This is a genomic window from Streptococcus suis (assembly GCF_029616525.1).
GTDB classification, from domain to species: Bacteria; Bacillota; Bacilli; order Lactobacillales; family Streptococcaceae; genus Streptococcus; species Streptococcus suis_AF.
In genome coordinates, this window is record NZ_JANFME010000005.1 from 39,289 (window position 1) to 58,719 (window position 19,431).

Here is a 19,431-nt window from a genome sequence, read left to right on the forward strand (position 1 = left end):
AAATAACATAAAAAAGAAGCTATTTCTAGCTTCTACCTAAAATTCTTGTCCCACTCTCCATCGTCATTTTTTCTAGTATAAAAGAACTCGGACAAACCTGGCTCATCTATAACTTTTAAGATTTCAAGCAAGTCATAGGCCAAATCCATCTGAGGCAGGTCCGACTTCTTGACCCACCGAACTTCACCCTCTTCCGTTGAATGAAGCGTACCAGTAAACTCTATTGCCTTATAGAGAAATACAATGTAACGATGCCCTTCCTTATCCGGCCAATGTTTAAGACCAACCAAGCGAGCATCAGTGACTGTTAAACCCGTTTCTTCTTGCACTTCTCTAACAACCGAATCATGGAAATTCTCGCCTTCTTCAATATGTCCACCTGGAAAGGCAACACCAGACCAACGATAACGCTTGGGATCTCGAATCTGTACAACAACCTTCCCTTCCTTATCTTCAATTAGACACATATTGGTCAAAGTGACCATTTCTTTTCTAGCCATTTTCTCTCTCTTTCTGTTTAAAAATCATTCTATATTCTGTACGTTCTGCGCCTAAATTGACCGTTTTTTTGACACCATCAAATCGGAAGCCCACTTTTTCATAGAAGGCAATGGCACGCGCATTCCCCTCCAATACCCAGAGAGTAACGGTTTCGTAGCTCTGCAATTTTTCCAAAGCTGCCTGCATGAGCTGGTAGCCTATCTTCTGATCATAATAGTCCGCTAAGACATAGAGGGCGTAGAGCTCCCCTGCCCCTGGCAAATCCTCCTGACTAGACGAGCCGTAACAGGCAAAGCCAACCACCTTATCATCCATCACAGCTATCAAGATATTCTGAGGATACCGAACTGCCCAGTCTTGACAGCGTTCTAAAGTGTAAGTATTCTTTAAAAATTCCTGAGGTAACAAGTCAGCATAGGCCTCCTGCCATGATTTCCAATGAACATAGGCCTTGCCTAGCATTTCACTTTTCGTTTCCAATGGTTTAATCATCATCTAATGTACCTCCGAATTTTTTCCTTTAGTATACATTAAAAAACAAGTTGGCACAAGACCAACTTGTTAATGATTATTTAATTAAAAATCGACGTCCTGAAGTCATTTGTAGAGTTCATCAAGGCTTGATAAACTTTAACTTTGAGCGCATGAACACGACTATTGTTTAAGTTGAGGCTGTTAGCTTGGATATCTGCATCCATAGCTTCTTTCATCAAGGTTTGCAACTGTTCAAAGCTTGTAACCGTAACTTCCTTGGTTGAATCAGCAACACCTAATTCGTATTGCATGGTGAATGGTTTGAGCTGGCCAGCTGCTACTTTTGCCAAGCGTTCCGCAAACATTGCTTTCTTGAAGTCTGCCCATGTAGCATATTGACCTTGGTAGATATATTCAAGTACATGATCATCTGTAATCAAACCAGTGTCCTTTTTATTCCAAGTATCATAGATAATGGAACCATCAGCCATTGCGTAATCTGAAAGTTGCCCTGAAGCATACGGTACAAAGCCATCTGTATATCCCTTATCAGCAATCAATTCATAAGCCATGCGACGGAACATGATGTCACCTGGTGAACCGTTTGAGTTTGAAAGGGCTGAGAAGTTAGCCGCAAACATCGGAACGCTGACATAACTGTTTCGATCCCACTTCTTGCTTGTGTTGGTCGTGTTATTGACATACTGACGTTGAACAATAATGCTCTTATCAATCAAATCATTGAAAGTCTTCAAGTTCGCAACTTCATCATCTGTCAATGCACGCGCTGAGTTACCAGCATGGGTGTCTTTACCATTATTTTGAATATAGTAGTTTTCAATCTTACGCAACCATGCTTTCTTGTCAGCATCCGATTGATTCAAAATGTTGATACCTTCTAGGTAATCCAGCAAGTAAAGCACATCAAATTGGTTATGGTAGTATCCATTGAAATCAGCTTCGCTATTGAAACGTGCAACTGGGTCTCCGACATGGACACGGTTGGCATCATCGCTATTATAGACAGCATTGAAGCCGAGGTTCATCTCCGTCACATTAAAGACGTTTTGGAGAAGACCCTGTGCATAGACTTCCATACCTTGACCATTTCTACGACCGTATCCTTTCAGATAGATATCGCCATCTTGGTTGTGGACCATTTCGTGAGTATAAAGGGCTGTACCATAGTCTGACAGCATATCGTAAGTGATATAGTAGGTCTCACTTCCGTCCGCATAAGCAGTCTTGATAGATGGATGCTCACGATACCACTTGTTGATAGGACCGTAGAAGTCTTGAATAGCATCAACATCAGCAGTTAAGTTGCGGTAAGACTTGGTACCATCTGGACCATACATCAGGTAGCCTTCATTGTTGAGAACAGATCTGAAGAGCTTGTCACGGTTAGTTTCATCCAAAATCTTGTACCAGAAGTCTGCATTATCACGCTGACGTTCTGCCGCCAAATCAACCATCTGACGAACCTTATCACGATTTTCCACTGTCGAATAATCATCTACGTAGTGTTCGTATGAACCAATCGCAATGGTATTCATGTTGGTGATAATAAAGATATTCTCTTGTGGCAAGGTCAAGAGTGGCAAGAGCATGTGGTTGTACTTCCAAGTAGGGTTGGATACAGTATCATTCACAATCTTGCTATAAGCTCCAACATTGTACTTGCTATATGTATCTGTCGTTTCCTGCTTGGCAGCTACTTCTGGAATCAAGGATTTACCTTCAACAACATAAGCTTTGGTTGTTTGCTTGAACCATTCATTGTTAGTCATTTCTGGCAAGAAGAGCTGACGATAATCTTCCAGCATATCGAAAAGCTTGGTCTGATTATTTTGCTTGCCAATGATTGAAGCAAAGGTTGTTACGTTGTTATGCGCACGAAGAACATCATAGCCACCATTACCAATTGCGAGAATCATATCAAGGGCAGATGCTGCATCATTTCCGAAGAAGTCTAGTTCAAAGATGGTCAAGTCTTTGGTATTCATCTCTCCGAAATTGATATCGTACCAACGGTTCAAGTAGGTCAAACCAAGCACAAATGCTTCTTTGTTGTTGGTAATTTTCTCTTTGATATAGGTTTCAGAAGCCTGACCTTGACCATTTAGACTAGCAACCAAAATCTTACGAACATTACTTTCTAGGTTGGTCATCACTTGGTCATAGCTTTCACCAAAGTAGAAATCTTTTGCAGTACCTGTCTGAGTATCGGCATTCAAGGTTGTTGGATAATTGATAATCGCCTTCATAGCATCTGAGTCGAGGACAACCGTAGATAGGCTGCTTACCAAGTCATTGACAAGGGTACTTCTGTCATTCAAGAATGATTCTGGCGTGTAAATCAAGTCTGTACCTGAGATAGTGTACTCGACCACATGATTATTCTTGAAGTCTTCTAGATAAGAAACTGTCTTATATTCCACTGTGCCATCTGCATAGTGAAGCATAATCTTATTGATATTGGCCTTCTCAGCGTAGACATCTACAACAACATCCTTATCCTTCATTGGTACAACATCAAGCAGGCGAACTGTATTGAGCTTATCGTCTGTAGCAATCTTATTTCCATAGTAGACAAGAAGTTCCTTGTTGTAGAATGGAAGGATTTTCTCCATGTTGTAGTAGGCGATTTCATGGTCAGCCTGAGCCTTATCCACGGTTAGATAGTCTACTGAATATTGATTGAGATTAAGCGAAACAGAATCATCAATTGTCACTTGAATAGCCATAGCTTCTACTTTAGCTTGTGCATCTTCATCAGAGATAACAGTAACATTGGTCAAACTATCAGATGTTGTTGTAAATCCGTCTTTAATCTTGCCGGTTGGATTTGCTGCTTGACCGATAATACTTGTCGCACCTGTCATATCACTGATAACATTATTAACATTACCACTATATGGAGCGTAGGCACCCGTAACCTGGTTGGCACCGGCAATACCGCCGACTATACCACCTGTTTCTGTCGTCACTATAGAGCCTGTAGCGTAAGAATTATAGACACTTCCTGGTACATCGTAGACAAGCATGGTGCGTCCGACAATACCACCAGCTACTTGGTTTTCTGTCCCTGGGAGAGTAATAGTTGCATCAACCTTGGCATTTCCAACACTTGCCATTGTACCGTTACCCAAGATACCACCAGTTAGACTTGCATCGGTTCCGGTTACTTCGATACTACCCTTGAAGGATACATCCTTGATAGTCGTATTAGTTGCTGAATGAACTAAACCAGATACGTTTTGCGGTCCTTTAAGTGACGCTTCTACTGCTACGTTCGTGATAGTTGCATTGTTGGCATTAATCGCAATTGTAGCAAGTGGGTTCTTAGACGTTGTATTTAGACTGGCATTCTTGATGTCCAAGTTTTGAACTTTACCACCAAGGTTAAAGAACAATGGGGCTTTCAAGTTGCTGATTGAGAAGGCATAGCCGTCATTTACACCATCCAAGGTACCGCTAAATCCAGTCACATACGATGGAATATCTCCAACAGGGACTTCACTTGCGTCCAAATGTGCACCTAATTTGAAAGTACCACTTGGATTTGCCTTCATAGCGTCAATCAAAGCTTTGAAGGATGTGTAGGTATTTGCATCAGTCGCCATTTTAGGAATGTAGAATTCACGATTGGCAACGTATTGGGCATCCTTGTCCTGTACCAATTCATCAAAGGATGAAACTAGTTTGAAGACTGCCTTGCCATTCAAGGTAGTTTCTTCAATACTTGACACAGGTAGGTATACTTCCTTGAAGCGGTCTGAAGTCACCTTGATAAACAATTCATCTGTGGATGCTGGCAGTTCTTCCAAGAATTCTTGACCGATGTAGCTACCATTCTTACGACGGTAAACAGTCACCGCATCAATATCTTTGACTTCAATCTTCTTGTAGACCAAATCAAATTTGCGCATGCTTTCAAGAATAGCTTCTTGTTCTGAGCTTTGTTCCTGCTCTGCCATTGTGTAGAAAATCTTAGTCTTAACAGTGTAGTCTGTGTAGAAATCAAGATTTTCTAGGGTAATCTGACCATTTGGATCATCAATAGCTTGTTCCTTAACTAATGCACCTGTATTATCATAGAGGAGAGCAACAGCTCGTTGGAAATTAGCGGTTTCGTCTGTCAACTTGTAGCTAATTGTCGCTGACTTGGCATCGTCATTTTCAACCAAGTCTGTGATAATCACTTGTGGTACTTTTTCAACCTTTGTACCACGCGCAATGACTTGCTTGACTGGTTGCTTAGTAATTTCTTCTGTTACAGTAGGATTTTCCTGACGAACGCCCTTGATAGTCTGGTAAGTTGTTGTAACTGTCTTAGAGCCATTTACACCTGCTGTTACAACTTTGGTCTTACCTTCTAGCAGTGTCGGGTCATCAACATACTCTGTTTCAAAGGTAATTTCAACTTGGTTAGTTTCGGTTTCCGTACCCTCTATTGGTTTGGTTCCTTTGAGAACCTCTTTTGTTGTTGGCTCTTTAAGGACTTTCTCAGTCACTGTTGGGTTTGGTTGACGGACTCCGTTGATTGTCTGATAAGTAGTGGTAACTTCCTTAGAACCAACCTTACCTTCATTAACAACTTTTTCTTCTCCAACATAAAGTTCTTCTGTTTCTGTGATTGTCGTTTCAAACGGAAGCTCTTCTGTTGCGACAACGGTTTCAACTCCAATAACATCTGCTGTTTTCGTGCCTACTCTTACAACTTCTGTTACTGGTGCTTTTGTCACTACATCTGAAACTTGTTCGGATTTAATTAGCACACCATCAGCATAATAATTCTTAGTCTCGATTGTCCGAACACCAGCTTGTCCCTTCTGTTCAACTTCACGGCTGCCTTCTGCCAAGTTTGCATCATAGATTTCTTGCACATCAAAGGCAATAGCTTCTGTATGAGTAAGCGTTTCTTCTGTTAAAGAAATCGTTGGAACTTCATGGCTTGGTGCCGAATCTGGTACACTTGTGACTGGCTTTGTTCCAACATGGATAATCTGTGGAGCAGCAGGTTGGTTAATCGTTTCAGAGACAGTTTCTGTTTTTACTAAAATACCGTCGATGTAGGTTTTCTTTGTCTCAATTGTCTTTTGTCCAGCTTTACCTTCTTGCACAATCTGTCTTGTACCTTCTAGCAAGGTATCATCAGCAACTTCTTGTGTTTCAAAAGGAATAGACTCCGTGTAGGTAGATACTTCTTCTGTTGTCTGTAAGGTAGGTAACTCGTGACTAGGCGCTGTATCTGGTACTTCTGTAACAATATCATCGATTGCTTGTTTTGTACCAACTTCAACAATCTTTGGAACAGCAGTTTTTGTAACCGTCGAGGAAATCTCTTCTTCCGAAATAATTTGACCTTTTGAATGGACTTGTTTAATCGTTACAGTACGCTCCCCATCCTGTCCTTCCTGTACCACTCGCTCTGTCCCCGCAGATAATTGAGGATTTTCTACGGTTTGAATTTCGAATGGAATGGCCTCTGTCTTGTTGACAATGGTCTCTGTACGGATTCCTTCTGAAGCTGGGAATTCCGCTGTTTTTTCCTCTTCCGAAGTAGTTTGTTCAATAGCTTTGCTATCCTTCAAATATCCTACATAAACGTAGCCATCAATCTCAGCTGGGGCCGGTAACGCTTGTCCGGCAGATATTTCGATTGCATGGTTATATCGAGCCAAAATTTGACTCGTCAATGCGGAGCTAGTTGGACCGAAGAAGCTTGCTCCCGTAGCTGTCAAAAGGATGACACCCGCCAACTCCTTCTTACCTTTTTTACCAAATCTAACAGCTAATAACAGGAGAGACACTCCACCCGCCACCAATAGTCCGGTTTCTACAGAGCCAGTATTTGGCAAAACTTGAGACGTGCTTGTTGATGGAGTAGATGCTGTGCCAGTAGCTGGGCGATAGATCAGGTAATAATTTGCATCCGTTTCCTGAGCTAAACCAGGCAAGTCACGAATAATCAACTCCTTTTCTGCATCTGTCAATTCTTGCTCTGTCACATAGGAATAATTGATAGACTGAGCACTAACTGACGGTGCTGCTGCGACCGATGACGCAAAAAACAAACTTGCTACAGCTGCCGAGACAAGCCCAATTGACAGTTTCCGAAAACCGAACCGCTGTCGTTTTTCACCAAAAATATTTTTCATAAAAACTCCCTCTATTCCCTAAATAGTATAGAAATCATTATAACCTTTTATAGGGACAGGGACAAAAAATTTGTCCCTGTCCCTATAAAAGGTGGCAGGTCAATTTCTACCTGTCGCCTCTTGTAATTTCATTCTACTTAAATCACGGAACCTAGTAACTCTTACTACATATTCTTCAACTCGATGACCATATCACGAATCTGAGCAGCCAATTCAAAGTCCAGCACTTCTGCTGCTTCCTGCATTTGACCTTCCAGTTTCTTGATCATAGCCTTGCGTTCGTCTTTGTTGAGGGCATTGAAGTCCACCACTTCTTCCTTGTCCTGAGTGACAGCCTTGGTCACGCTAATCAGGTCACGGATTTCCTTCTTGATAGTTTGTGGAATGATACCATGTTCTTCATTATAAGCCATCTGGATTTGACGGCGGCGGGCTGTTTCGTCCATAGCCTTGCGCATGGACTCGGTGACCTTGTCCGCATACATAATGACATGACCCTCAGAGTTACGGGCCGCACGACCGATGGTCTGAATAAGCCCTCGTTCATTACGGAGGAATCCTTCCTTATCAGCATCCAAGATTGCCACCAGACTGACTTCTGGCACGTCAATCCCTTCACGCAAGAGGTTAATCCCTATCAAGACATCAAAGACACCCAAACGCAGATCACGGATAATCTCCGTACGCTCCAAGGTCTTGATGTCCGAGTGCATATACTTGACCTTGACGCCCATTTCTTTCAGGTAGTCGGTCAAGTCCTCTGCCATTTTCTTGGTCAGGGTAGTGATAAAAGTCCGCTCACCTTTCTCAACACGGGCATTAATTTCTCCCAAGAGGTCGTCCATTTGGCCCATGGTTGGACGGACTTCCACTTCTGGATCCAGAAGCCCAGTCGGCCGAATGATCTGCTCGACAACGGTCTCTGTCTGCTCCATTTCATAGTCACCCGGCGTCGCAGATACATAGACAATCTGGTGGACATGGCTCTCAAATTCTTCCCTGCGCAGCGGACGGTTGTCCAGTGCACTTGGGAGGCGGAAGCCATAGTTGACCAACATCTCCTTGCGTGAGCGGTCACCATTGTACATCCCCTTAATCTGCCCCATAGTCATGTGGCTCTCGTCAATCATAATCAGGTAGTCTTCAGGGAAAAAGTCCAGCAGTGTGTACGGAGGCTCGCCCTCGCTTCGCCCGTCCATGTGTCGTGAATAGTTCTCAACTCCGTTGGTGTAACCCATTTCCCGAAGCATTTCGATGTCGTAGTCGGTTCGTTGTTTCAATCGCTGAGCTTCTAAGAGTTTTCCTTCTGCCTCAAAGACCTTGAGCTGCTCTTCTAGTTCCGCCTGAATCTTAGCAATGGCCGTTTCCATATGGTCATCGTTGGTCACGAAGTGGGTGGCAGGGAAAATCGCCAAGTGGTCCACATCCCCCAAAACCTTACCTGTCAGGCTTTCAATCTCACGAATGCGGTCGATTTCATCCCCGAAAAACTCCACACGGAAGGCATGTTCATCACGAGAAGCCGGGAAAATCTCCACCACATCTCCACGTACACGGAAACGTCCCCGTTGGAAGTCGATGTCGTTGCGCTCAAACTGAATATCTACCAGAGAGTTGAGCAACTGATCACGGGAAATCTCCTGACCTGGGCGCAGACTGACCACGCTATCTGAATATTCCTTGGGTGAACCCAAACCGTAGATACAAGAAACAGAAGCCACGACAATAACATCGTTTCGCTCCAGCAGGGCTGAGGTCGCTGAGTGACGGAGTTTGTCAATCTCATCATTGACCGAACTGTCCTTCTCAATATAGGTATCGCTAGACGGTACATAAGCTTCTGGCTGGTAGTAATCATAGTAAGACACGAAGTATTCGACCGCATTTTCTGGAAAGAATTCCTTGAACTCACTGTAGAGCTGACCAGCTAGGGTCTTGTTGTGGGCGATGACTAGGGTCGGCTTATTGACACGGGCAATGACCTGGCTCATGGTGTAGGTCTTACCAGTACCTGTTGCCCCCATGAGAATCTGGGCTTTTTCGCCCCCCTCAATATTATCAACCAAGGTTTCAATAGCTTGGGGCTGGTCACCAGACGGTGCATATTTTGACACAAGTTTAAATTGGTTTTCAGTATTTCGATTAATCATACTCCTATTTTATCATAAGTTCGACTAATGGAGAAACATTCTAAACCATTCACAACTATGTCCAAAATATTAAATTTTCTCACATTTTAATGACTTTGCATGTCAGAAATTCTAACATTATAAAAACCTTGATTTTGCATTAATTTTCAGAATATGATATACTAGGACAGTTATTTTATAATAGAAGGAGTATGGAAATGAAGAAAAAATTACTCATGTTATTGGCAAGCATTTTGCCTGTATTCTTTATTTTTACTGGCGTTAAAGCTGACGATACTATTGATATCGTATTTGACAATGCTTACGCCCCATTCGAGTTTAAAGACTCAGATCAAATTTATAAAGGATTAGATGTTGACATCATCAACGAAGTAGCCAAGCGCTCAGGTTGGACCATGAATCAAAGCTTCCCAGGATTTGACGCTGCGGTTAATGCAGTTCAATCAGGTTCTGCAGATGCTTTGATGGCAGGTACAACTATCACCGAAGCGCGTAAGAAAGTATTTACTTTCTCAGACCCTTACTTCGACACCAAAATCGTTATCGCTACCACAAAGGCAAATACCATCTCTTCATATAAGGACCTTAAAGGCAAGACTGTCGGTGTCAAAAACGGTACCGCAGCCCAAAACTTCCTAGATGAAAACAAAGACAAGTACGGATACAACGTAAAAACTTTTGATACTGGCGATTTGATGTATAATAGCCTTTCTGCTGGTGCTGTTGATGCTGTTATGGATGACGAAGCAGTTATTCAATACGCTATCCAACAAGGTCAAGACCTTAGCATTGACATCGATGGCGAAGCAATCGGTTCATTTGGTTTCTCAGTTAAAAAAGGTAGCCAATATGAGTACCTCGTAGAAGACTTCAACAAAGCACTTGCTGCCATGAAAGAAGATGGCACTTACGAAGAAATTATGAATAAATGGTTGGGTTCATCTACTGCTTCTGCTGAAACTACTGACTACTCTTCACGTTTAAGCTTGACAGGAAACGCATCAGCTAAAGCAACACCTGTCAAATCAAGCTACACAATTGTGGCAGATTCTTCTTTTGCTCCATTTGAATACCAAGATGAATCAGGTAACTATGTCGGAATCGATATGGAATTAATCAAAGCAATCGCTGAAAACCAAGGATTTACCATTACCATTCAAAACCCTGGTTTCGACGCTGCACTAAATGCTGTTCAAGCTGGACAAGCTGATGCAGTTATTGCCGGTATGTCTATCACAGATGCTCGTAAGGAAATCTTTGACTTCTCAAACGCCTACTATACTTCAAACATCCTATTAGCTGTTAAAAATGGTAGCGACATCGCTTCTTACGAAGACTTAAAAGGGAAAACTGTTGGAGCTAAAAATGGTACTGCTTCATATAGTTTCTTAGAAGAAAACAAGGCAAAATATGGTTACACCCTAAAAGCCTTCGACGAAGCTTCAAGTATGTATGACAGTTTAAACTCTGGTTCTATTGATGCTCTTATGGATGACGAAGCGGTTCTTCTATATGCCATCCAACAAGGTCGCAACTTTTCAACACCAATTCCTGGCGAAAAATCAGGTGAGTACGGATTTGCCGTTAAAAAAGGTGCCAACCCAGAATTAATTGAAATGTTTAACAACGGCTTAGCTGCCCTAGTTGAATCAGGCAAGTATGATGAAATCCTTAATAAGTATTTCAACTCAACTGAAGAAGCAAGCAAATCGACTTCAACTGTTGATGAGACAACGATTGTTGGTCTTTTGAAAAACAACTACGGTCAGTTGCTCTCAGGTCTTGGTATCACAATTGGACTTGCCCTTCTATCGTTTGCTATTGCAATTGTGATTGGTATTATCTTCGGTATGTTTGCTGTCAGCCCAGTTAAAGCACTCCGTGTTACTTCATCTGTTTTTGTAGATGTTGTTCGTGGTATTCCGCTCATGATTGTCGCTGCATTCATCTTCTGGGGTATTCCAAACTTAATCGAATCTATTACTGGTCAACAATCTCCAATCAATGACTTTGTCGCTGGTACGATCGCCCTATCCCTCAACTCCGGTGCCTATATTGCTGAGATTGTTCGTGGCGGTATTCAGGCAGTTCCAGCTGGTCAGATGGAAGCATCTCGCAGTTTGGGTATTTCCTACGGAACAACCATGCGTAAGATTATCCTACCTCAAGCTGGTAAAATTATGTTACCTAACTTTATCAACCAGTTTGTTATTACTCTGAAAGATACTACTATCATTTCTGCGATTGGTTTGGTCGAACTCTTCCAAGCAGGTAAAATCATTATTGCACGTAACTACCAATCCTTCCGTATGTATGCAATTCTTGCCATCATTTACTTGGTAGTTATCACACTCTTGACTCGCTTAGCACGCAAACTCGAAAAAGGAGGCAAATAATGGCTCAATTAAAAATCAACGTCCATGACTTACACAAGTCTTATGGTAAAAACGAGGTCCTCAAAGGTATTACTGCTAAGTTCTATGAAGGCGATGTTGTTTGTATCATCGGTCCTTCTGGTTCAGGTAAATCGACCTTCCTTCGTACAATGAACTTACTTGAAACCATTACAAGTGGTCAAGTAACAGTCGATGGATATGACTTAACCGATCCTAAGACAGATGTTGATGCCTTCCGTGCCAATGTCGGAATGGTATTCCAACACTTCAACCTCTTCCCTCATATGTCTGTACTTGACAATATCACATTTGCGCCAATCGAACACAAATTGATGGACAAGTCTGAAGCTGAAAAAGTCGGCATGGAATTATTGGAAAAAGTTGGATTGGCAGACAAACGCGACGCTATGCCAGACAGCCTTTCAGGTGGTCAGAAGCAACGTGTTGCCATCGCTCGTGCCCTCGCTATGAACCCAGACATCATGCTCTTCGACGAACCAACTTCTGCCCTTGACCCTGAAATGGTTGGCGATGTACTCAACGTTATGAAAGACTTGGCTGAGCAAGGTATGACCATGTTAATCGTCACACACGAGATGGGCTTTGCCCGCAAGGTTGCTAATCGCGTTATCTTCACTGATGGCGGTGAGTTCCTTGAAGATGGTACACCAGAGCAAATCTTTGATAACCCACAACATCCACGTTTACAAGACTTCCTTGATAAGGTCTTGAACGTCTAAGCTAAACGAAAAGCCTTTGACTAGCAGTCAAGGCTTTTTTGGTATCTCAAAATTAATTTACAATATCATCTTATAGGACCAACCTTTCTTTGTCTTTTCAACAGCTTCAAAGCCACATTTCTCAAATAGTTTACGGGAGCCCGTATTCCAGTCATATATTTCTTCTACAAGTATTTCCACAAGACCCACTTCCCTTGCACGCTCGATCATTCGATGTAACACCTTAGTCCCAATTCCCTTTTTCCAATACCGCTTATCTCCAATGGCAATGGCAAAATCATCTGCAAACAGTGTCACATCACCAATTGGGATAAACTGATTGTCTTCAAAAATTTCAATAAAGTAACATTCGCCATTTTTAGACAAATAATCATACATACGATTGAGCAAGTCAAGACTATAACGTTCTTGATCACCATCAATCAGCCAGACCAATTCTAGATCTTGGTGCCATTCAAAAGCAAAATCATGCTGACCATCATACCGACGTAAACGGACTTGTTTGTCTATTTCTAAAATATCTGCTTGCTCAATTCCAGTGATTGCCATTTCGGATCCTCTCTCATTTACAATAAGTTCATTTTAACATATATCTCTATCGAAATCTATGAATATTATAGCACGCTGATTGACAAGCTTCTTCCGATATGCTATATTAAAATAAATAAAGTATGCGAGGTAAGGAGAAATGGACAATAACAAGTAAACTCAAACTAAGTTTTATGCTTATTTAGTAGTTTTCTTGCGTCCATTTTTCTGTTTCTCTGTTCCATGGAATAGGGTCTTTTTGAGCAGATTTCGACACACTACTAAATAGGTAGTGTGTTTTTTCTTGTAAAGGAGGCCTTATGCTACTAAGCACTCAACATTTATCTCTCGATCATCAAAAAGATTTGAGAAATCTGGTTCATGATCTAAACCTCATTGTCAACCCTGGCGATAAAATAGCCATCATCGGGGAAGAAGGAAATGGCAAATCCAGCCTACTACTAACCTTGATGGATGCAACTCTTGTCACAGACTACCTACTCCTATCAGGCAATATACAACGAAATTTTTGCTCACCAGTCTATATTCCCCAAAGTCTTCCACTGGAAATAGCAGAGCTGACCTTGAACGACTACTTCTTCGGAGATATGGACAGTGATATTGATTTCGGTCTACTCTACCTCTATGCTGACCAGCTCCAGTTTGACAGCGAGCGATTTGCCAGTCAACAATTGATTGGAAGCCTGTCAGGTGGCGAAAAATTAAAAATTCAGTTAATCAAATCTCTAGCAACTCCATCTGATATTATTTTTCTAGATGAACCATCTAATGATTTAGATTTGGATACCTTACTTTGGTTAGAAAACTATATCCTCACGAGCCCAAAGACCATCATATTTGTTTCTCACGATGAAGATTTCCTCAGCAAAACAGCTACAAAAATCATTCACCTAGAATCTGTTAAGAAGAAAACGCTGGCTAAAACAACTGTTCAAGAACTGAATTACAGCGATTATGCTCAACAGCGCCAACAAGCCTATCAGAAGCAGGTCCAACAAGCTCGGAACGACAAAAAAGAATTTGACAAAGCTATGAATAAGCACCTACGGCAAAAATCACAGGTTCGTCATACCTTGCTCAACACCCATGATGCCACACTAGGACGGCTCATAGCCAAGAAAATGAAAAATGTTCTCTCACGTGAAAAACGCTATGAAAAAATGAGGGAAAATCTCACAAAAGTTCCTTTTCATGAAGATGCCATTTCCCTCTTCTTCTCAGATATTTCACCACTAGCAGCTAGAAAACAAGTGCTTCACTTAGAAAACTTTCAATTAAAGGTTGACGAGCGACTACTCATTCAAAACATCCATTTCAACATAAATGGGCAAGATAAGATTGGTATCATTGGCCCGAATGGAATTGGTAAATCCAGTTTTCTAAAGATAGTCTATCAGAAACTCAGGCAACGAGCGGATATAAACTTGGGCTACATGCCCCAGCACTATACAGAAGTCCTTGATGAGTCTAAAACTCCTCTTGATTTTTTATTAGAAAATGGCAATCGTGAACAGGAACAACTTATCTTGACCCATCTAGCTAGCCTGCAGTTTACACGACAAGAAGTTCATCACAAGATCTGTGAACTTTCGGGGGGACAAAAAGCCAAGTTACTCTTGTTAAAAATGGTTCTTGAACAAGCCAATTTTCTCTTATTAGATGAACCCAGTCGAAACTTCTCTCCCACTTCTCAGCCATATATTCGTCAACTATTTGCCGATTATCCAGGTGGTTTGGTATGCGTATCACACGACAGACGCTTTTTGAAAGGAGTTTGTCAAAGAATCTACCGACTAACTGAGAATGGACTGGAAGAACTGGAACAGATATAAAAAAGGAAAATGGCACACACGCCAAATTTCCTTTTATTTATTCATAAAGAATGAAGCCATGCTATTCGATTCACAACCTATAATTTATCAAGAGCAAGTTGCAGATCTTCAATCAAATCATTGATATTTTCAAGACCAACAGATAGGCGGATTTGATTTGGTGTGACCCCAGCAGCAAGTAAATCTTCCGGAGCTAACTGAGCATGCGTGGTTGTAGCTGGATGAACTACTAGTGATTTAGCATCGGCAACGTTTGCTAAATTGGAAAAGATTTCCAAACTATCAATAACCTTACGCGCCTCTTCTGCTCCGCCTTTTACTTGGAAAGAGAAAATAGAGCCAACTCCCTTAGGCAGGTACTTATCCGCCAAAGGCTTATAAGGACTATCTGGGAGTGATGGATAATTGACCGACTCTACCTGAGGATGGCTAAGTAAAAAGTCAACAATTTTTTCAGCATTAGATACATGACGCTCTACACGGAGAGACAAGGTTTCTAACCCTTGCAAAAGCAAAAAGGCGTTGAATGGAGAAAGCGCAGCACCTGTATCACGAAGTAATTGTACACGAACTGCTACAATAAATGCTGCAGCACCAATATCACGAGTATAACTAATGTTATGATAGCTTGGATCTTCTTCAACAAATTGCGTAAACTTACCAGATGCCGCCCAATCAAACTTGCCACTATCGACAATCACACCGCCAATGGTCGTACCATGCCCACCGATAAACTTGGTTGCTGAATGGACGGCAATATCAACACCATGAGAAAATACATTAATCAAATATGGAGTTGCGAAGGTATTATCTGAAACAAGCGGGATGTGGTGGTTGTGTGCAATTTCTGCCAATTTTTCAAGATCAGGAATATTGATAACAGGATTTCCCAAGGTTTCAATAAATACCAGTTTTGTATTATCTTTAATCGCAGCTTCTACCGCTTCAAAATCATCAATATCTACAAAGCTTGTTGTAATACCATAGCGAGGAAGGGTTTCTTTGAATAGGTTAAAAGTCCCACCATAGAGTGTCGTTGCCGCCACAATGTGATCACCAGCATGCGCTAATGCTAGAATAGTGTATGTGATGGCTGCCATTCCTGAAGAAGTGGCCAAGGCACCAATACCACCTTCTAAAGCTGCTACACGATTTTCAAAAGTAGAGACCGTCGGATTAGTGATACGAGTATAGATATTCCCTGATTTACGCAAGGCAAATAAATCTTCTGCTTCTTGAGCATCTTCAAAAACATAGGAAGTGGTTTGATAGATGGGTACTGCACGTGATTTTGAAGCAGAATCAACTTCTTGTCCAGCATGGAGTTGAAGGGTTTCAAATGAAAATTCTCTAGTCATAAAGGTACTCCTTTGGTCTTTTTCTGTATTCTACCTCATTTTTACCATCTTGACTAATACTTAAACATTAGAGATATGTATAGTTAACAACTATAGCCATAGGATCCGTTATTTTAGAAAAAATAATATTCATTTTCCTTGAATAAAATAAGGACAAGATTTACAATAAGATTATGAATACCTTAATAGAATATATCGGTCCGATTATCCTCATAGTACTAATAATCTCTTATAGCATCTATCGCAGATGCCATCCTAATAATATGGACACTAAACAAGCGCTCAAATGTCCAAAATGTAAGTCAATAAAACTGCAAACTTACGTTCCAACACAAAAAAGATATTCTCGTAAAGCCGGTATGATTGGTCATGCAATCAATGGCATAGAGGGAGCTATGTTTGCAATGCTCTATGAAGCTGATCGGACTTATTATCATTGTCAACATTGCGGTTACCGATTTTCTAGAAAGGAGAATCGTTTTATTTCTAACATCGAATAACCTCCCTGATTTCAATAGCTATAATTCAAAAACATTCACTCCAATTTTTATTAGCTAAAATATAATCCTATAAACGCATCATTAGACTTCTTTCTTTAAGATTCTAAGCTGATGCGCTTTTTATTTATATGTTACTCCAATCAGCATGAGATGTTTTCCTACAACTGCATCAGTTAACTGACTAGCTTAAAAATTCCTGTCCAATTTAGAAATGCCTTTCGACGCATTTGTTCGATTTCACAGCGAAATAATCCTGCTAAGGTTGCTCTATTTAAAACAATATCATTCTTACGAGAAAGGCTAGTTACTTTATTTACAAGCGTCTCGACTTCTTCACCATCTCTAATTCCCATATCCCATAACTCTTGAAGTACCGATTTTTTATACATTTTCTCATATTCTGCCATACCTTGTAGAGTCCAGTAACGTTCATTATTCTCAACTTCTAACCATTGCCACACAATTTCTGTATCAGCTACATTAGGTTTTTCATGCTGACAGGATAGACATAGGACCATCTGATTAGCCAGGCTCGTATCCTTGCTCCATTTGCTTGATACAATCTGACACACTGCTACACCATGAGAACTTTTACATCTCCAGCATTTTCCTTCAAGCAATTCATCAGCGCTCAAAATTCCTCTTTCTATCAAAGTATCATTCCAATACTCTGCAACTTTCGATACTTCAGCTTTCTTATTCAACAAATTAAACATTGTCATTCTCCTACTATAATTACTTTTCTAATATCTGTGTCCGAACCATACTAGCCTGCAACATTGCTAACTCAACTACACAAGAATAATGACTCAAATCAAGATTTTCCAACAAACGATAAGATACAAATAACTTCGGTTGCAATCGTGTGAGAGGTTTTGACCATATTACCGCTTCTGACTGGAATTGTTTGAGTGCCTGAAAATAAATCTGATCGACTGTAAGATAGGCTCTACCATTTAGTAAATATGCGTAATCTTGTATTAAATCTCTACAAAACGAAGCTACCCAAATAGCTGCGGTCTTCTCAGAATCAGTATCGTAATCGGCTAATAAGTCCAGCGTAATTAGACTTCCTTTTCCAAAATCCTTCGATTTCTGATCTCGCAATTTTTTAGTATTTATCGGAGTCGTCAAACCAAAATGATTAGCATAGGTTTCCCACTCTTTATAAATATCATTCCAAGAAATCTCTGTCATCCTTTTCATTTGCGACTCCTATTTTTCTTTTTGTGAGATTATCATAACACCGTTTTGATTTTTTGTCAAACGTGTTAAACAAAATTTGCAAAAAATATTTTTTAATGGTATAATTAGTTAAACAGATAAGGAGACAACCATGATTTTAGGTGATATTTTAAAAGAGTACCGAAGCAAGAATAAATTATCAATGGATAAATTCGCTGAATTATCTGGTTTAACAAAAGGTTATATTTCTATGTTGGAAAAGAACCAGCATCCCAAAACCAAAAAAGCTCTCCTGCCAACGATGGATACGCTAGAAAAAGTCGCTAAGGGCATGGCTATATCGGTTGGTGAGCTAATCGAGCAACTAGATTCTAATCAGGATATTGCTTTAACGATTACTCCTTCCCAGTTTAAACTCTTTCAACAGCCTATTCATCCAGAGGTTCAAACCTTGGACAATGAATTAAAAGGTGATTTCCATGCACAATGGTTAACTTTTGGTCAAGAACAGTTAGCAGCTATGCAAACTGCCTCAGTTACTCCTTCTGCTTCTATTCTTCACTTGGATGACTATCGGGAGCGAATCGAATTACCTGTTCCTGGTAAGGTTTCTGCCGGTACAGGTTACTGGCAGGATACAGATATGAACAATCTTGTATCATTCTATAACGATGAGATTCCAGATAACCAATCTTATGATACAATCGCTCAGGTTGTGGGAGATTCTATGGCTCCGCATATCGAGGATGGAGACTATCTCTTCATTCGCCTAACTCCTCATATTCCTCTAAATACGATTGGAATTTTCTCAGTCAATGGGGAAAATTTTGTTAAAAAGTTCAAAGGTGACTATTTGCAATCACTCAATTCTGACTATGATGATATCTATTTTAGCCCAGAAGACGATATTCGACCTATTGGTCAAGTTGTAGATATTTATAGTCCAGATTGATTTCTAAGCCTAGTTAATCACTAGTTATATTGGCTACACCATCTAGTTTTGGAAAGTCTGTTCGTATAGCTGGAGTTTTTTCCTACTGAAAACAAACTGAAAAGCACAGTAAAAGGAGGCTATGACGGCCTCCTTTTTATATGTCAAATTGGAAAAGTCCATTACCAGATAGTTATTTGACAACAAGTTAATGATTAAATAATTATTCTGCTACCCTTATGTCTTTGATTGTCCTCTTACTATTTGTCTAAAGTGTGGAGATTGCTTATTATGATGAAAATCGCTAGAGGTTTTTGTGATTTTCTAAGGTTATGTTCAAAAGTTACAACATCTTGAACACATAGTAGTTACGACACGAATAATCTTAGCCTACTTCTGATTGAACCGGGTAGCAAGGCTAAATAATGAGTTAATGCTATGCATTTGACAATGGATATCACAAATAGATATAAAACAGGGATAACGGACTTTTCCCCTACTAGCATCCCTCTCTTTTTATTAGAGAAAGATGGCTAATAGTATATACACTTCTACGAACGCTAAAGAACTCCTTTCAGCAATTCAGATGGCGTTCAACATCTTAACTAACTATTTCCTTTTTTCAATTAGATTATACCACTATTGTAAAAC

At 40.6% G+C, this 19,431-nt stretch carries 13 protein-coding genes; 5 read left to right on the forward strand and 8 right to left on the reverse strand.

The window, feature by feature from the left end; translation table 11 throughout:
* Nucleotides 1–32: 32 nt before the first annotated feature.
* The 4 genes from NOL38_RS03395 to uvrB all read right to left on the reverse strand — a co-directional run bounded on the left by NOL38_RS03395 (nt 33) and on the right by uvrB (nt 9,289).
* A complete protein-coding gene (locus NOL38_RS03395; RefSeq protein WP_277941374.1) occupies nt 33–500 on the reverse strand; it encodes an 8-oxo-dGTP diphosphatase in 468 nt (155 codons plus the stop codon).
* Nucleotides 493–996, reverse strand: coding sequence for a GNAT family N-acetyltransferase (locus tag NOL38_RS03400; protein ID WP_172081212.1), 504 nt, complete (start codon nt 994–996; stop codon nt 493–495). Before NOL38_RS03400 ends, NOL38_RS03395 begins: the two co-directional genes overlap by 8 nt.
* Nucleotides 997–1,073: 77 nt before the next feature.
* The gene (locus NOL38_RS03405; RefSeq protein WP_277941375.1) at nt 1,074–7,139 is read right to left on the reverse strand and encodes a ZmpA/ZmpB/ZmpC family metallo-endopeptidase; all 6,066 of its coding nucleotides are present in this window, start codon (nt 7,137–7,139) and stop codon (nt 1,074–1,076) included.
* A 164-nt stretch (nt 7,140–7,303) separates the two neighbouring features.
* Nucleotides 7,304–9,289, reverse strand: a complete 1,986-nt coding sequence (gene uvrB, locus NOL38_RS03410) for an excinuclease ABC subunit UvrB (protein WP_024385746.1) — start codon at nt 9,287–9,289, stop codon at nt 7,304–7,306.
* 197 nt (nt 9,290–9,486) lie between these two features.
* On the opposite strand from uvrB, the gene NOL38_RS03415 reads away from it, so the two are divergent.
* Nucleotides 9,487–11,685 carry an ABC transporter substrate-binding protein/permease gene (locus NOL38_RS03415; RefSeq protein ID WP_277941376.1) on the forward strand — a complete coding sequence of 733 codons (2,199 nt, stop codon included), beginning with the start codon at nt 9,487–9,489 and terminating at the stop codon, nt 11,683–11,685.
* The gene (locus tag NOL38_RS03420; RefSeq protein WP_029173653.1) at nt 11,685–12,425 is read left to right on the forward strand and encodes an amino acid ABC transporter ATP-binding protein; all 741 of its coding nucleotides are present in this window, start codon (nt 11,685–11,687) and stop codon (nt 12,423–12,425) included. The genes NOL38_RS03415 and NOL38_RS03420 overlap by 1 nt, the downstream gene beginning before the upstream one ends.
* 57 nt (nt 12,426–12,482) lie before the next feature.
* Here the strand turns inward: NOL38_RS03420 and NOL38_RS03425 are convergent, their stop codons facing one another.
* The gene (locus NOL38_RS03425; protein ID WP_277941377.1) at nt 12,483–12,974 is read right to left on the reverse strand and encodes a GNAT family N-acetyltransferase; all 492 of its coding nucleotides are present in this window, start codon (nt 12,972–12,974) and stop codon (nt 12,483–12,485) included.
* A 299-nt stretch (nt 12,975–13,273) separates the two neighbouring features.
* On the opposite strand from NOL38_RS03425, the gene NOL38_RS03430 reads away from it, so the two are divergent.
* Complete coding sequence (locus NOL38_RS03430) at nt 13,274–14,806, forward strand: ATP-binding cassette domain-containing protein (protein WP_277941378.1); 1,533 nt, start codon at nt 13,274–13,276, stop codon at nt 14,804–14,806.
* Nucleotides 14,807–14,883: 77 nt separating this feature from the next.
* On the opposite strand, the gene NOL38_RS03435 is transcribed toward NOL38_RS03430, so the two are convergent.
* Complete coding sequence (locus NOL38_RS03435) at nt 14,884–16,164, reverse strand: O-acetylhomoserine aminocarboxypropyltransferase/cysteine synthase family protein (RefSeq protein WP_277941379.1); 1,281 nt, start codon at nt 16,162–16,164, stop codon at nt 14,884–14,886.
* 263 nt (nt 16,165–16,427) lie between these two features.
* Between NOL38_RS03435 and NOL38_RS03440 the strand changes: the two genes are divergently transcribed.
* Nucleotides 16,428–16,664, forward strand: coding sequence for a hypothetical protein (locus NOL38_RS03440; RefSeq protein WP_162564049.1), 237 nt, complete (start codon nt 16,428–16,430; stop codon nt 16,662–16,664).
* Nucleotides 16,665–16,837: 173 nt separating this feature from the next.
* Here NOL38_RS03440 and NOL38_RS03445 read toward each other — a convergent pair whose 3' ends face one another.
* Both NOL38_RS03445 and NOL38_RS03450 read right to left on the reverse strand, forming a co-directional pair.
* Nucleotides 16,838–17,380 (reverse strand): hypothetical protein, encoded by a 543-nt coding sequence (locus tag NOL38_RS03445; RefSeq protein WP_024383424.1) that lies wholly within the window; start codon nt 17,378–17,380, stop codon nt 16,838–16,840.
* Between the two features lie 19 nt (nt 17,381–17,399).
* Nucleotides 17,400–17,870 (reverse strand): hypothetical protein, encoded by a 471-nt coding sequence (locus NOL38_RS03450; RefSeq protein ID WP_277941380.1) that lies wholly within the window; start codon nt 17,868–17,870, stop codon nt 17,400–17,402.
* 130 nt (nt 17,871–18,000) lie between these two features.
* Between NOL38_RS03450 and NOL38_RS03455 the strand changes: the two genes are divergently transcribed.
* Nucleotides 18,001–18,801 (forward strand): helix-turn-helix domain-containing protein, encoded by an 801-nt coding sequence (locus NOL38_RS03455; RefSeq protein ID WP_024383594.1) that lies wholly within the window; start codon nt 18,001–18,003, stop codon nt 18,799–18,801.
* Nucleotides 18,802–19,431: the final 630 nt, after the last annotated feature.